At 62.7% G+C, this 15,393-nt stretch carries 13 protein-coding genes and 1 tRNA gene; 6 read left to right on the forward strand and 8 right to left on the reverse strand.

The window, feature by feature from the left end; genetic code table 11:
• Positions 1-6: 6 nt before the first annotated feature.
• The 7 genes from ACHAC9_RS17940 to cysS form a co-directional block, all read right to left on the reverse strand.
• Entirely contained in the window at positions 7-1,632 is a 1,626-nt protein-coding gene (locus tag ACHAC9_RS17940; RefSeq protein ID WP_435761858.1) for an AMP-binding protein, read from the reverse strand.
• Positions 1,633-1,947: 315 nt separating this feature from the next.
• Positions 1,948-2,040 (reverse strand) — tRNA-Ser (locus tag ACHAC9_RS17945).
• A gap of 96 nt (positions 2,041-2,136) precedes the next feature.
• Positions 2,137-3,384: an aspartate kinase gene (locus tag ACHAC9_RS17950; protein ID WP_435761860.1), complete on the reverse strand. Its 1,248-nt coding sequence runs from the start codon at positions 3,382-3,384 to the stop codon at positions 2,137-2,139.
• A 135-nt stretch (positions 3,385-3,519) separates the two neighbouring features.
• The gene (gene tilS / locus ACHAC9_RS17955; RefSeq protein ID WP_435761862.1) at positions 3,520-4,935 is read right to left on the reverse strand and encodes a tRNA lysidine(34) synthetase TilS; all 1,416 of its coding nucleotides are present in this window, start codon (positions 4,933-4,935) and stop codon (positions 3,520-3,522) included.
• A gap of 10 nt (positions 4,936-4,945) precedes the next feature.
• A complete protein-coding gene (locus ACHAC9_RS17960; protein WP_435761864.1) occupies positions 4,946-5,923 on the reverse strand; it encodes an acetyl-CoA carboxylase carboxyltransferase subunit alpha in 978 nt (325 codons plus the stop codon).
• A 68-nt stretch (positions 5,924-5,991) separates the two neighbouring features.
• Positions 5,992-6,687: a DNA-3-methyladenine glycosylase family protein gene (locus ACHAC9_RS17965; RefSeq protein ID WP_435761943.1), complete on the reverse strand. Its 696-nt coding sequence runs from the start codon at positions 6,685-6,687 to the stop codon at positions 5,992-5,994.
• Positions 6,687-8,090, reverse strand: a complete 1,404-nt coding sequence (gene cysS, locus ACHAC9_RS17970) for a cysteine--tRNA ligase (protein WP_435761866.1) — start codon at positions 8,088-8,090, stop codon at positions 6,687-6,689. Before cysS ends, ACHAC9_RS17965 begins: the two co-directional genes overlap by 1 nt.
• Positions 8,091-8,349: 259 nt before the next feature.
• Between cysS and ACHAC9_RS17975 the strand changes: the two genes are divergently transcribed.
• The 3 genes from ACHAC9_RS17975 to ACHAC9_RS17985 are packed head-to-tail and all read left to right on the forward strand — an operon-like array spanning position 8,350 to position 10,300.
• Positions 8,350-8,961, forward strand: coding sequence for a peptidylprolyl isomerase (locus ACHAC9_RS17975; protein WP_435761868.1), 612 nt, complete (start codon positions 8,350-8,352; stop codon positions 8,959-8,961).
• 53 nt (positions 8,962-9,014) lie between these two features.
• The gene (locus tag ACHAC9_RS17980; RefSeq protein WP_435761870.1) at positions 9,015-9,509 is read left to right on the forward strand and encodes a peptidylprolyl isomerase; all 495 of its coding nucleotides are present in this window, start codon (positions 9,015-9,017) and stop codon (positions 9,507-9,509) included.
• Between the two features lie 26 nt (positions 9,510-9,535).
• Positions 9,536-10,300: a UDP-2,3-diacylglucosamine diphosphatase gene (locus tag ACHAC9_RS17985; RefSeq protein ID WP_435761945.1), complete on the forward strand. Its 765-nt coding sequence runs from the start codon at positions 9,536-9,538 to the stop codon at positions 10,298-10,300.
• Positions 10,301-10,524: 224 nt separating this feature from the next.
• Here the strand turns inward: ACHAC9_RS17985 and ACHAC9_RS17990 are convergent, their stop codons facing one another.
• On the reverse strand, positions 10,525-12,774 hold the full coding sequence (locus ACHAC9_RS17990; protein ID WP_435761872.1) for a hypothetical protein: 2,250 nt from the start codon (positions 12,772-12,774) through the stop codon (positions 10,525-10,527).
• Between the two features lie 395 nt (positions 12,775-13,169).
• On the opposite strand from ACHAC9_RS17990, the gene ACHAC9_RS17995 reads away from it, so the two are divergent.
• From ACHAC9_RS17995 to ACHAC9_RS18005, 3 genes are read left to right on the forward strand one after another with little or no spacing between them, the layout of a single operon-like run.
• The gene (locus ACHAC9_RS17995) at positions 13,170-13,538 is read left to right on the forward strand and encodes a GntR family transcriptional regulator (protein WP_435761874.1); all 369 of its coding nucleotides are present in this window, start codon (positions 13,170-13,172) and stop codon (positions 13,536-13,538) included.
• Complete coding sequence (locus ACHAC9_RS18000) at positions 13,535-14,407, forward strand: ABC transporter ATP-binding protein (protein WP_435761876.1); 873 nt, start codon at positions 13,535-13,537, stop codon at positions 14,405-14,407. Before ACHAC9_RS17995 ends, ACHAC9_RS18000 begins: the two co-directional genes overlap by 4 nt.
• Positions 14,404-15,393 carry a hypothetical protein gene (locus ACHAC9_RS18005; protein WP_435761878.1) on the forward strand — a complete coding sequence of 330 codons (990 nt, stop codon included), beginning with the start codon at positions 14,404-14,406 and terminating at the stop codon, positions 15,391-15,393. The genes ACHAC9_RS18000 and ACHAC9_RS18005 overlap by 4 nt, the downstream gene beginning before the upstream one ends.

Raw genomic sequence — 15,393 nt, forward strand, 5'->3', positions numbered from 1 at the left:
ATGGCCTTACTGCTGCTGGCGTGCTTCCTGGCGCAGCTTGAAGCGCTGCAGCTTGCCGGTTTCGGTACGCGGCAGGCTGGTGCGAAATTCGATCCGGCGCGGGTATTTGTAGGGCGCGATGGCCCCCTTGACATGGTCCTGCAGGGCCTTCGCCATCCCTGGCCCGGCTACTTCACCCGCGCGCAGCACGACATAGGCCATGACCACCTGCCCCCGCTCTTCGTCGGGAGCGCCCACGACGCCGCATTCGGCCACCGCGGAGTGCTGCAGCAGCGCGTCCTCGACTTCCGGTCCGGCGATGTTGTAGCCGGCCGAGATGATCATGTCATCAAGGCGCGCCTGGAACCAGTAATAGCCGTCCGCGTCCACCTGATAGGCGTCGCCCGTCAGGTTCCAGCCATTCCAGACATAGTCGAGCTGACGCGGGTCGGCCAGGTAGCGGCAGCCGGTCGGACCCTTGACCGCCAGCCGACCGGTCACACCCGGGCCGACCGGATGGCCGTCGTCGTCCAGGATGCAGGCCTGGTAGCCGGGAATCGGGCGGCCGGTGGCGCCGGGACGGATCGCGTCGCCACCGGCCGAAATAAAGATATGCAGCATTTCGGTCGCGCCGATCCCGTCGATCATCGCCAGGCTTGTGGCGCGCTGCCAGGCCTGGCGCGTTTCCAGCGGCAGTGCTTCGCCGGCGGAGACGGTCCGGGAGAGGCTGGTGAGGTCGTGCTTGGCGGCGAGCGGCGCCATTTGCCGGTAGAAGGTGGGCGCGGTGAAGCAGACGGTGGCGCGGTACTGGGCGACTGCCGCCAGCAGCAGGTCGGGCGTGAGCTTTTCGAGCAGCACGGTCGATGCCCCGTAACGCAGCGGGAACAGCAGCAGTCCGCCCAGGCCAAAGGTGAAGGCCAGCGGCGGCGTGCCGATGAACACATCGGCCGCGCTTGTGGCCAGGATCGAGCGCGGGAAGCAGTCGCAGATCGCCAGCACGTCGCGGTGGAAGTGCATGGTGCCTTTCGGGCGGCCGGTGGTGCCGGAGGTGAAGCTGATCAGGCAGACGTCTTGCGCCGACGTGTCGACGGCATCAAAATGCGGCGGCCTGGAGGCCATCCGATCCTCGAGCGAACCTGGTGCGGCCTCGTTAAAGGAGAGCACGCGCGGTGCGGCCCGCATGCCCTGGCAGGCCAGGTCGAGTTCCGCGCGCAGGTCGGCGCCGCACAGCACGGCGTCCACCCGCGCCAGCTCGATGATGGTGCCGAGCTCCCTGGCACGCAGCAGCGGCATGGTGGGCACCGCGATGCAGCCGGCCTTCCAGAGCGCCAGCACACAGGCCGCCATCATCGGGTTATTGGCGCCGCGCAGCAGCACCCGGTTGCCGGGCACCAGCGCCAGATCGGCGCGCAGCACACCGGCGATGCGGTCGACCGTCTCGAGCAATTCGGCGTAAGTCCAGTTCACGCTGGCGCCGCGGATCGCCCTCGATGCGCCATGGCCGCGCGCCACCATCGCGTCGAGCAGCTCGGCGGCGCAGTTGAGTCGTTCGGGATAGGCCAGCTCGTCTAGTTCGAACAGCAGTTCGGGCCACTGTTCGCGTGGCGGCAGGTGGTCGTTCGCAAAAGTGTCCAGATACGCGCTTGCGCTCATGTTGTCTCCGGCCAGTCCAGGAAGCCATGCCGGCGCCAACGGCGTGGCCATGTCGAATTCTCATCGGTCTCAACATACTTTAAGCTTAAAGTATCGCATAGAGCAAGGAATTCGACATGCCGCCGGGGACAGGCAGGAACCGGGTCGGCCCGTAGGCCTGGTGTCCGGGCAGCGTCAAGGCATCGGCATTGCAGGCGCGTATTTTCGGTCCCCGCAAAGCTTCCACCTCAAGGCCAACGTTCATGCTGGCGGAAGGCGATCGCCTGTCGCGTCAACGAAAAAAAAGCCACCTTGCGGTGGCTTTTTTCTTGAATCTGGCGGAGACGGTGGGATTCGAACCCACGATACAGGTATAAGCCGTATGCATCCTTAGCAGGGATGTGCCTTCGGCCACTCGGCCACGTCTCCAGTCAACTCCAGCAAGATTCGCTAGCGCTGAGAGCAAGCATATTAATGGGCGGTGCCGGATTGGTCAAGGCGCCGCGGCCAAAATATGGAAAAAAGTTAAGCTTTCTCCAGATCAAAAGCTTTATGCAGGGCACGGACCGCCAGCTCCATGTACTTCTCGTCGATCAAGACCGAAATCTTGATCTCGGAGGTCGAGATCATCATGATGTTGATGCCCTCTTCAGCCAGCGTGCGGAACATCTGCGAGGCCACGCCGACGTGGCTGCGCATGCCCACGCCGACCGCCGACACCTTCGATACCTTGGCGTCGCCGACGATGCGCACGTAACCGAGCTCATCGCGCTGCGCTTCCAGCACCGCTACCGCGCGCTGGTAATCGTTGCGTGAGACAGTGAAGGTGAAGTCGGTCTTGCCGTCGACCGACTGGTTCTGGATGATCATGTCCACTTCGATATTCGCGTCCGACACCGGGCCCAGGATATGGTAGGCGACGCCTGGCTTGTCGGGCACGCCGATGACGGTAATCTTGGCTTCATCACGGGTGAATGCGATACCGGAGATGACGGCTTGTTCCATGTTGGTTTCTTCCTCAAACGAAATCAGGGTGCCGGAGTTGGCTTCATCGGCCAATGGCATGAGGGGGTCGGTCAGCGACGACAGCACGCGCGTCGGCACCTGGTAATTGCCTGCGAACTCGACGGAGCGGGTCTGCAGCACTTTCGAGCCGAGCGATGCCAGTTCCAGCATTTCTTCAAAAGTAATCTTTTCCAGGCGGCGCGCTTCATCGACGACGCGCGGGTCGGTCGTGTAGACGCCGTCGACGTCGGTGTAGATCAGGCATTCGTCGGCTTTCAGCGCGGCGGCGATCGCCACGGCCGAGGTGTCCGAACCGCCGCGGCCCAGCGTCGAGATATTGCCTTGCTCGTCCACGCCCTGGAAGCCGGTGATGATGACGATCTTACCCGCCTCGAGGTCGGCGCGCACGCGCGTGTCGTCGATCGACTGGATGCGTGCTTTGGTGAACGAGGAATCGGTACGAATGCCGACCTGCCAGCCGGTGTAGGAGACGGCGTCCTTGCCGATGGCCAGCAGCGCCATCGCCAGCAGGCCCACCGACACCTGCTCGCCGGTCGAGGCGATCATGTCCAGTTCGCGCGGATCGGGCTGCGCCATGAGTTCCTTGGCGAGACCGATCAGGCGATTCGTTTCGCCCGACATCGCGGAAGGCACCACGACGATCTGGTATCCGGCGTCATGCCACTTGGCGACGCGGGCCGCGACGTTCTTGATGCGATCCGTCGAGCCCATCGACGTACCACCGTATTTGTGGACAATTAATGCCATAACAGGATGCTTCCCAGCGTGGTAAGGGTGAAAAGGGAACACCTACTCTAGCATGTTGCAGTGCAAGGTCACAAGATGGGAAGTCCGAAAAGCTATACGAAAATAAAATAAAGTAATACGCTTTTCGCATAGAAACTAATCGAGTTTCACTTCCCAGCGCAAGGCAACGGGCTCCGGCGCGTCGGGCGCAAAATGATGGCAGTCCATGCCCAGGCCGGCTGCGAACAGCAGGTCGCGCCCGCTGCTGACAGTCGGCAGGCGCGCCCGTTCCCAGGCCGGAATGCCGGCTGCCTGGTAATGCGCCTTCAGGGGACGCGTCGGACGGTTCGCGGCAAGCTTGAGGCGCTCGCCGCCCTTGCGAAAGTCGATGACCAGCGCTTGTTCGCGCAGCCAGGCCGGATCGAAGCCGACGCCATTGTCGGCCGGCTCGACATGCAGCACGCCGCCATAAGCAGGAAAGGCCAGTTGCGCCTCGCCCTGCCAGCGGAAGGTTTCGCCCTTTTTTTCGATGATGCCTTCGTCGTCCGGGTCGCGCATGCCAGCCAAATCAGCCAGCTTCGGCGTGATATACAGCCGGTCGCGATGGCGCCGGATATGGCAGGCCGGGTGCGTCACGAGCAGCTGGGCATCGATCCGCGCTTCGAACAGTTGGGCCACCATCTCGGCCAGCCAGGCGGTCGACGGCATCGCCAGCCCCTGTCCTGCGAACCAGTGGCGCAGCAGGTTGTAGACGCGGTCCAGGCTCATTGCTCTCAGTCGCGCCACCTCGATCGCGCCGTCGACCAAAGTCGCGGCCAGGTCACCTTCGGCCAATTCCTTCAACAGGCGCTGCGCCGACTGCGCGTGCGCGGCGCTGCGCGCGAAGCGTTGCTGGAAACCGGGAAAGGCTTGCGCCAATGCGGGCATCACGCGGTGGCGCAAAGCGTTGCGGGCATAGCGGGTGTCGCTGTTCGACTCGTCCTCTACCCAGTCCAGCCCGACATCACGCGCATAGCTTTCCAGGTCAAGACGCGACAAGGGAAGCAGCGGGCGCGCCATCACCAGATCCGGGTTGCCCAGCAGCGCGGGCGCACTATTGGCCGCATCCATGCCGGACAGCCCGGCCGGACCCGACCCGCGCAGCAGTTGCAACAGCACGGTTTCGGCCTGGTCGTCGAGGTGATGGGCGGTCAGCAACAGGGTCGCGCGGTGCTCGCGACACATGTCGCCAAGTGCGCGATAACGCAGCTTGCGCGCCGCCGCCTCGGTTCCCGAGCCTCCGGTGTCGATCTGCACGTACCGATGATCGGCGCGTACGCCGAGCGCGGCCGCACTGGCTTCGACATGGCGCTGCCATGCATCGGCGTTGGTACTGAGGCCATGGTGGACGTGAAAAACGAGGAGCGTGTGCCCGTGCGCGTGGCACCAGTTTGACGCCAGTTGCAGCAGGACCATCGAATCGAGGCCGCCGCTGCAGGCAATGGCGATTGTGGTGGGAGAAAACTGTGCGCGCAGCGCGTCGAGCGCGCGCGTGAAGGTGGCCGGGACTGGCCCGGCTAAAGGACTACTCACTGGGTCAGGCTCACTCTTCGGTCGGGGTCATTTCCTTGAACTTACCGTAAGCCATCAGTTTCGCGTGACGGGCTTCGAGCAAGTCGCGGGTCTTCATCCCCTGGAACTGGCGCAGGGTGTCGGCCAGTGCGCGCTTGAGCATTTGCGCCATGTTCTTCGGGTCGCGGTGGGCGCCGCCCAGGGGCTCGGTGACGATCTTGTCGATCACGCCCATCGCTTTCAGGCGGTGCGCGGTCAGGCCCAGCGCATCGGCGGCATCGGCCGCGCGTTCCGAGGTCTTCCACAGGATCGAGGCGCAGCCTTCCGGCGAGATCACCGAATAGGTCGCGTACTGCAGCATCAGCACGGCATCGCCCACGGCAATGGCCAGCGCGCCGCCGGAACCGCCTTCACCGATGATGGTGGCGATCAGCGGCACTTTGAGTTCGGCCATGACGTACAGGTTGTGGCCGATGGCTTCGGACTGGCCGCGCTCTTCGGCATCGATGCCGGGGAAAGCGCCCGGTGTGTCGACGAAGGTAAAGATCGGCAGGTTGAATTTCTCGGCGACCTTCATCAGGCGCATCGCCTTGCGGTAGCCTTCGGGCCTTGGCATGCCGAAGTTGCGCATCGCGCGTTCTTTGGTATCGCGCCCCTTCTGGTGGCCGATGACCATGCAGGCCTGGCCATTGAAACGCGCCAGGCCGCCGACGATCGACTGGTCGTCGGCAAAGCTGCGGTCGCCGCGCAGTTCGTGGAAGTCGGTGAAGATCGCGTTCACGTAATCCATCGTGTACGGACGCTGCGGGTGGCGAGCGATCTGCGAGACCTGCCACGGGGTCAGCTTGGCGTAGATGTCTTTGGTGAGCTGCTGGCTCTTCTTGTCCAGGCGGTCGATCTCTTCCGAAATGTCGACGGCGGAATCGTCCTGGACGAAGCGGAGTTCTTCGATTTTCGAATCGAGCTCGGCAATAGACTGCTCGAAACTGAGGAAAGTTGTTTTAGTCATTGTACCTCCGGGGTTGTTCTGTGGCCGGGGCGCATTAAGTACTGACGCGGCCACACGGCGATGTGGCGTTATTCTACCGTACCGGACGCCGCTGCGGATGCCAGGCCTGATGCCGCGCCGGGGTCGAGGCTGCGCCACAAATACCAGGTGGCGACGGTGCGCCAGGGTTCCCAGTTCGCGGCCACCTCGCGCGCATCGCTGCGCGATACCGGTTCGCCCGAGAAATAGTTTTGGCTGATGCCCTGGATCAGGCCGGGGTCGTCAAGCGGCAGCACGTTCGGACGCAGCAGGTTGAAGATCAGGAACATCTCGGCGGTCCAGCGGCTGATGCCGCGGATTTGCACCAGCTCGGCAATGACCGCCTCGTCGTCCATCTCGGACCAGAGATTGGCATGCACGCGCTTGGCCTTGAAATGGTCGGCCAGGTCGAGGATGTATTCGGTCTTGCGCTTTGATAAACCGCAGGCTGACAACTGCTCGGCGCCGAGCTTGATGATCTGGGCGGGCGTGAGCTTCGGGCAGCATCCATTGAGCCTGGTCCAGGCGGCGTCGGCCGCTTTCGGCGTGACCTGCTGGCCGACGATCGAGCGCGCCAGCGTGGTGAACGCGTCCGGGTGCCCCTTCAGGTGCATGTCGCCGAACTGCGGAATGAGGCGCTTCATGATGCGGTCGCGCTTCATCAGCTCGGCTTTCGCCTCGGCCCAGTACGCGGGCACCTCGAGTTCCGGCACGCTGGCGGCGCCGTTGTCCTTTTCCGCTGCCATCATGCGCGACGCCAGTTTGTCGTCCCGTCCGGTTTGTCTTCGAGGATGATCCCGTCGGCAACCAATTGCGCGCGGATGCCATCTGCCTCGGCGAAATTGCGCGCTTTCTTGGCGTCGGCACGGGCGGCGATCAGCTCATTGATCTCGGCCTCGACCAGGCCGCCCTGCCCCTCCTGCCCGCCTCCCGCGCGCAGGAAATCCTGCGGCGCGCGCTGCAGCAGGCCGAGCACGCCTGCCAGGGCTTTCAACTGGCGCGCAGTCGCGGCCGACTTGGTACGATTGACTTCGCTTGCCAGGTCGAACAGCTCGGCCACGGCAAGCGGCGTATTGAAGTCGTCGTCCATCGCTTCACGGAAACGCTGCGCATGCGCTTCATCCCAGTCGACTGCCGCGTCTTGCGTACCGAGGTCGACATCGGCGAGTGACGTGTACAGGCGCGTCAGCGCGCCCTTGGCGTCGTCGATGTGGACGTCGGAGTAATTCAGCGGGCTGCGGTAGTGGGCACGCGCGATGAAAAAGCGGATCACTTCGGCATCGTATTTCTTCAGCACGTCGCGGATCGTGAAGAAGTTGCCCAGGGACTTGGACATTTTCTCGTTGTCGACGCGCACGAAACCGTTGTGGATCCAGTAGTTGACCATCGGGCCGCCGAAGGCGCCCTCGCTCTGGGCGATCTCGTTTTCGTGGTGCGGAAATTGCAGATCCTGGCCGCCGCCGTGAATGTCGAAGCGTTCGCCGAGCAACGAGCAAGCCATCGCCGAGCACTCGATGTGCCAGCCTGGCCGACCGCGGCCCCATTTCGAATCCCATTTGGCTTCCGCCGGTTCCGATTCCTTGGCCGCTTTCCACAGCACGAAGTCGAGCGGGTCGCGTTTTCCGGTGTTGACATCCACGCGCTCGCCGGCGCGCAGGTCGTCGAGCGACTTGCCCGACAGCTTGCCGTAGTTCGGGAAGCTGCGCACGGCGTAGTTGACGTCGCCGTCATCGCTCTTGTAGGCCAGGCCCTTGGCTTCGAGCTGTTCGATGATCGACAGCATGCCGGGCACGTGCTCGGTGGCGCGCGGAACGAAACTGGCCGGCAGGATGCCGAGCGCGGCCGTGTCTTCGTCCATGTAGGCGGTGAAGCGCGTGACGAGCGAGGACAGCGTCTCGCCGTTTTCGACCGCCCGCTTGATGATCTTGTCGTCGATGTCCGTGATGTTGCGCACGTACTTGACCTCATACCCCGATTCCATGAGCCAGCGATAGATGAGGTCGAAGGCCATCATCATGCGCGCGTGGCCGACGTGACAGTAGTCGTAGACGGTCATGCCGCAGACATACATGCCGACCTTGCCGGCCTCCATCGGAACGAACGTCTGTTTTTCGCGCGCCAGCGTGTTGTAGATCTTTAATTGGCTCATTGGGTGTGATGATTCGAGAGAGGATCGGAGGCCCGGAGCAATACGAATCCCGGGCACGTTCGCCGCGTGGCGCGTGCCGGGATTCAATGATTGCGGCGGAACATCAATCCTTCTCTATTGTTCTTATTTGATAGAATGGGGACGTTCTGCGCAAAGTATAGCATTGATAAAATCCCGACTGGCCGCATACGGCTCAGGTTTATTTTTCCGCAAAAGACTTGACAGGGCTTTGCGCCACGTCCACCGAGGAGACCGCTTCATGCATCAACAAAAACAATTCCGCCGCACCGTTTTCGTCCGCCTGGCCTGCGGCGCGCTTGCGCTCGGCTTCGCCGCGAGCGTCTTTGCCGCCGACAATCCGCAAGTGGCCATCAAGACGACCATGGGCGACATGGTCGTCGAACTCGACGCCCAGAACGCGCCGAAGAGCACGGCGAACTTCCTGCAATACGTCAAGTCGGGCTTCTACAAAGGCACGGTGTTTCACCGCGTGATCGACGGCTTCATGATCCAGGGCGGCGGTTATACCGAAAAACTGGTCGACAGGCCTGGCGTACGCAAGGCGATTCCGAGCGAGTCGAAAAACGGCCTGTCGAACAAGCCCTATACGGTCGCCATGGCGCGCACCGGCGACCCGAATTCGGCCACCTCGCAATTTTTTATTAACGTGAACGACAATAACGGCCTCGATTATCCGGGCCAGGACGGCCACGGCTATACGGTATTCGGGCGCGTGGTGCAGGGCCAGGAGACGGTCGACAAGATCAAGGGCGTGATGGTCGACGACATGCGCGGCATGCAGAATGTGCCGGTGACGCCGATCGTGATCCGCTCGGCAACGCTCCTGAGCGGCGAGAGGCTTATAAAATAAGTTGTAAAATAACCGCCTTGCACGTTTCTTCAACAAATAGAACAGGATACCCAATGACCTCCGTACTGCTAACCACCAACAAGGGCAACATCACCCTCGAACTCGACGCCGAAAAAGCGCCGAAGACCGTTGCCAACTTCCTGGACTACGTGAACAAGGGTCACTTCACGAATACCATCTTCCACCGCGTGATCAAGGACTTCATGATCCAGGGCGGCGGTTTCGAGCCGGGCATGAAGCAGAAGGACACGAGCGTGACTGTCGAGAACGAAGGCAAGAACGGCCTGAAGAACGACAAGTACACGGTCGCCATGGCCCGCACCTCGTCGCCACACTCGGCATCGGCCCAGTTCTTCATCAACACCAAGAACAACGACTTCCTGAACTATCCGGGCCAGGACGGCTGGGGCTATGCCGTCTTCGGCAAGGTCACGACGGGCACCGAGCTGGTCGACGAACTGAACAACGTGAAGACCTCGCGTTCGGGCATGCACGCCGACGTGCCGGTCGAGCCGATCATCATCGAAAAAGCTGAAGTCGTTCAGTAATCACACCATCCGCGCGGGAGCACAGCATTTCAACGTCCACTCCCGCGCGCGTCCACGCGCTGTTCATCTCCGACCTGCACCTGCAGGAATCCCATCCGCACACGGCCGACGCCTTCTTCCGTTTCCTCGGTGAGCATGCGGCGCATGCCGATCAGCTTTATCTCCTTGGCGACATCTTCGAATATTGGGCGGGCGACGACGACCTCGACGCGCCTTTTCACGCGCGCGTGATCAATGCGCTACGCGCTCTGTCGGATACGGGCGTCGCACTGTTCTGGATGGCTGGAAATCGCGACTTCCTGGTCGGCCAGGGCTTTGCTGAAGCGGCCGGCCTGGCTTTGCTGAGCGAGCCGCATGTCGCGACCATTGGCGGGCAACGTATTGCCCTCGTGCACGGCGACGCCGAGTGCACGCTTGACATCAACTATATGGAATTTCGCGCGATGGTGCGCGATAAAGCCTGGCAAGACCAATTCCTGGCCATGCCGCTGGCCCAGCGCAAGGCGATCATCGCCGGTCTGCGCGAAGGCAGCCGCGAAGCGCACACGACGAAGTCTGACGAAATCATGGATGTGACACCGGGGGCGATCGAGGTCCTCTTCGAGGCCACTGGCGCCGACGTCCTGATCCATGGGCATACGCACCGCCCTGCCCTGCACCTGCACGGCGAACGCCGCCGTTATGTCTTGCCCGATTGGGAGCTCGATGCCCAGCCGCCACGCGGCGGCTGGATCGCCATCGACGAGTTGGGCGCGGTGACGCGCCATGCCTGGGACGGCTCCCTCTCTTGAATTGAGCAGGGTCCGGCGACGACGCTCAGTTCACCGGACTTCGCCAGCTTGTACGCAAGCGAAGTCGCGCCCTCCGCAATATTAAAAATTGCCTGCCGCAATAAAGACTGGCGTGCCCGACTGCGTAAACGACACCAGCCGCCTGACGGCGGCTGGATCGCCGTCGATGACCATGGCTCGCTAACGAGACATGGTCATCGACGGCTTGCCCGATCTTTCCTGATTTAGTTCAGGTCGGATTGCAGCAGTGCGTAGCGCGTCATGCCGTACAGTTTGCCGTTCAGGAAAGCGACGGCACCGATATCGGCATTGCCCCAGGTATAGACAGGCGTCGACACGACGCCGGCAGGGCTGATCTTGCGCACGCTGCCTTGCCCGCTCAGGAACAGATTACCCTGGGCATCGATCGTCAGGTGATCGATTTCGTAGAAGCCGAGCGTGGCAGTACCAGGCGCGCCATCGACATTACCGGTTTCCTTGAAAGGCGTACCGGCAAACACGGTCAGCTGACCCGACGGTGCCAGTTTGTAGACTGCCACGGTGCCGGTATCGGCAATATAAATGTTACCGGCGGCATCGACGACGACAGATTGCGGCGTGAAATTGGCGTTGGCGCGGCCCGTCAGGGTCGCAATCTGTGCCTTACTCACGAGCGTGGTGCGAGCGCCCAGTGCGGTAACACGCACCACCTCGTTCGAGTTCACGCCTGTCACGACGATCGCGTCGCCATTGACCGGATCGACTGCCAGATTAACGGGACGGATCGTTGCATCGGGGGTGGACACGTTGCCGGCGATGATACGGCGCAAGCCTTCCGTCTGGGCAACCCACAGGCTGCCATCGCGACCGGCCGCAATGCGCTGCGGTGTCGCGAACGAAGCCGACGTAAGCGCGCCATCGGCCTTGCCAGATGCGCCAGTGCCGCTGAGCGTCGTCACCACACCGCCTGGGGTCACCATCCGCACCACATACCTGGCTGGATCGACCGTGTACAGGTTACCGTCGGCGCCGGCGGCGAGCGAACTGAAGGAGCCGAAGCGTGCCGCGGCGCCGGTGCCATCAATGCGGTCGCGCAGCGCTGGCGTCACACCCGGCGTCGTCACCGCGCCGCTCAGGCTGACCTTGCGCAGGATTTCCTGACCCGCGTCGACAACGACCAGGTCGGTACCGTCGAAGGTAATCGACTGCAGCGTGCCGAAGACTGCGGCAGTGCCCTGTCCATCCTTGAAGCCACGGATGTCGTTGCTGCCGGCCACCGTCGTCACCACGCCTGCGGACGTCACTTTACGCACGGTTGCGAGGTCGGTCACATAGATGTCGCCATTTTGCAAAACCACCATGCCGGTGATGGCGCTGAAACGTGCGCCCGCGCCGGTGCCGTCGATCGAGCCGCTACCAACCAGGCGGCCTGCAACCAGGACCAGCGTACCGTTCACGTCTTTCCAGATACGGCTGCTCACCTCGGCGTCCGAGAAGTACAGAGCACCGTCAGGACCGCGTGCGATGCGCTGCAGGGTGAACCCGCTGTTGCTCGGGTCGGGATTGGCGTAGGTCGTGGTGGTGACCACGCCGCCGGCGCTGACACGGCGCACGGTAGAGCGCGGGCCATTGGTATCGAGGACCACGACACCGCCGGCGCCATCGGCAACCAGGGAGCCGGGACGTTCAAAACTGGCGGCGCCGCCGGTAGCATCGGTGCGCGGCGTCGGTGCATCGGCCGTCACGTTGTAGCAAGCTACCGAGCCACGCCCGGCCAGCGTCGATACCGTACCGTCGGCAGCGATTTTGCGGATTTCGCCGTTGCATCCATCCGAGACGAACAGGTTGCCCTGCGCGTCGAGGGCAAGGCCGCCTACGCCGCCAAGCCAGAATTGCGCCGCGCCGGCTGCGCCATCGGCCGCGCCGGGCTTGCCGGTCGTGCCGGCGAACGTGCTCAGCTGACCAGCCTTGTTCAACCTGAGGATGCTATGTGGACCGGCATCGGCGACGTAGACATTGCCTGCGCCGTCGGAGGTCACTGCGAGCGGTTCCTTCAATGCGGTCGACAGGCCGGCGATCTGACCTGCCACCTGGACGCCCTGGGCCGCGGCGCACGTGACAGCGACGGTGGTCAAGTTTGCGCTGATTGTGCCGGTGCCGTTGGCGACCTGGCAGGTATAACCCTGATTCGCCGTCGCCTCGATGTTGAAGGCCGTGCCCGCATTGAGCTTCAAGTCGAGGGTAAATGGACCGTTTGCCGTCACAAGCTTCTTGTCGGCGCCGTTGCCGACCGTAACGATGACGCCCGCAGCAAGACCGGACACGGTGCCGCTGATCGTGTACTGCGTCGCCGGTGCGGAAGGGCCAGGCGCAGGGGTACCCGTGCCCGAAGGCGTTCCTGACGAACCGCCGCCACCGCCGCCGCCGCCGCCGCAACCAGCGACCAATGCCATCACTGCCACAGCAACTGCATATTCAAATTGTTTCAGTTTCATTTCTTCTCCTAAGCGCGCACGGCGCGAACGGCGCCATTTCCGTGACAACATAATAGCAAATTATAATTTTCCCAATACAATTGTTACAGTTGTAACGTGCGGGTGCCATACTGCAATAGTTGGTGAGTTTTCAAGCCTTATTTTCGATTATGATGCCTGGGCGAAATGATCGAGACTCCCTGGGGGCTGGTCGCAGACGACCCGACGTGCTTGCACGTGACCTCGCCCAGAAAGGCTTTTTTGCAGTCCACTCCGGTATTTGCGCAGTTCGTCGCATTTCTCCTGCCACAAAAAGTGTCACTGTTATAGTTCACTACAACACCAAGCGACATTCATCTACAGGAGCCAGACATGTACGACCATGCTGCAGCACCCGAGCGACAGGGAGGCCATCCATGAACGTTGGCTGGAACGACAACGCACCCATTTACCGCCAGCTCAAGGACCGGGTCATCGACATGATGCTCGACGGCATCCTGAAAGCCGGCGACGCCCTGCCCTCGGTTCGCCAGATCGCGGCCGAGTACCAACTCAACCCGATCACTGTTTCCAAGGCATACCAGGAACTGGTGGACGAACACCTAGTAGAAAAACGAAGGGGGATTGGCATGTACGTCACCGAAGGAGCGAGCGAGAAACTGCTTGCAAGCGAACGCGAGCGCTTCCTGCGCGAAGAATGGCCGGCGATGGTGGAACGGATCCGCCTGTTGGGCTTGAATGTCGAACAGTTACTGCACACCACGCAGCCGGGAGGAACAGCATGAGCGCCGCCATTTCGGCCCGTGGCCTGACCAAGCGCTACGGCAAGCAGACCGCCATCGACGGTATCGACTTCGACATCCCGGCCGGACGCATCGTCGGCCTGATCGGTCCGAACGGATCGGGCAAGACCACGACGCTGAAAGCGGCGCTGGGCCTGATCCCCTTCGACGGACAGTTGACGGTCATGGGCCGCGACCCGCGCACCGAGCGCGACGCCCTGATGCAGGACGTCTGCTTCATCGCCGACGTGGCGATCCTGCCGCGCTGGCTGCGCGTGGCCGATGCCATCGACTTCGTGGCCGGCGTACATCCGCGCTTCGACCGCACCCGCGCCGAGCGCTATATCGCCAACACCCGCCTGCGTCCGGGCATGAAGGTCAAGGAAATGTCGAAGGGCATGATCGTCCAGCTGCACCTGGCGCTGGTGATGGCGATCGACGCCAAGCTGCTCGTGCTCGACGAGCCCACCCTGGGCCTCGACATCATTTACCGTAAGCAGTTCTACCAGAACCTGCTGGAAGACTATTTTGACGAGAACAAGACGATCATCATCACGACGCACCAGGTCGAGGAAGTCGAGCACATCCTGACCGACCTGCTGTTCATCCGCGACGGGCGCATCGTGCTGGCCGCCTCGATGGACGAAGTCGGCGAGCGTTACGTGGAAGTGATGGTAGCGGCCGACAAGATCAATGCGGCCAACGCCCTGCAGCCGCTCGACCAGCGTACCGTCTTCGGCAAATCCGTGATGCTGTTCGATTCGGCCCGGGCCGGCGGTGTATCGCGCGCCCAGCTCTCCGCCCTGGGCGAGACGCGCAACCCGAGCGTCGCCGACCTGTTCGTGGCAACCATGAAAGGAACCTACGCATGAATACGATGAAATGGCTGCTCCGCCGCGAGTTCTGGGAGAACAAGGGAGGCTTCGTCTGGGCGCCGCTGGTCGCCGCGGCGATCATGGTGCTGCTGGTCGGCGGCGTCGTCGGCTACGGCATTGTCAGCGGCAAGATGGGGTTGGACGACGTCACCATCCAGATCGAGGGCGAAGTCGTGCACAGCAGCTCGGTGGCCAAGGTCGTGACCCTGGAGTCGCGCGAGCAGATGGCCAGCGTGGCCGCCAACAACTACATCGCCGTCGGCGCCCCGATTTTCTTCGTGCTGCCGATCGTCGGCTTCTTCTATTGCCTGGCCGCGCTGTATGACGACCGGCGCGACCGCAGCATCCTGTTCTGGAAGTCGCTGCCGATCTCGGACGCCGACACGGTGCTGTCGAAACTGCTCACGGTGCTCGTTGTCGCGCCCCTGATCACGATCGGCGTGGCGACGGCGGCGGCCCTCGCCATCTTGTTCTTCGCCGGGATCGCCACCAGCTCGCACGGCGTGAACCTGTTCGGCGCGGTGCTCACCAACATCAACTTCTACCTGGCACCGTTCTACGTGGTGGCCATGCTGCCGGTGTACATCCTGTGGGCGCTGCCGACGGCGGGCTGGCTGCTGCTGGTGTCGAGCTGGGCCAAGTCGAAAGTGTTCCTCTGGGCCGTCGGCGTGCCGCTCTTCGCCGCCGTGCTGCTCAAGTGGCTCGACTACCTGCTCGGCATGACCGGCGGCGTGACGATCAATGCCGACTGGCTCATCAACAACGTGCTCGAGACCATCCTGCTCGGCCTGATTCCCGGCACCTGGTTCATGAACGCCGGGCCCGAGCTGCCGCTGCCGTCCAGGAATGGCGTCGATATGATGACGATGCTCGGCTACTCGTGGTCGACCTTGGGCAAGCCTGCGCTGTGGGCGGGCGTGGTGGCGGGCGTCGCAATGATCCTCGGGGCGATCCGCCTGCGCCGCTGGCGCGACGAGGGTTAA

This window comes from Massilia sp. CMS3.1 (assembly GCF_051262535.1).
In the GTDB taxonomy this organism is placed as follows: Bacteria; Pseudomonadota; Gammaproteobacteria; order Burkholderiales; family Burkholderiaceae_D; genus Telluria.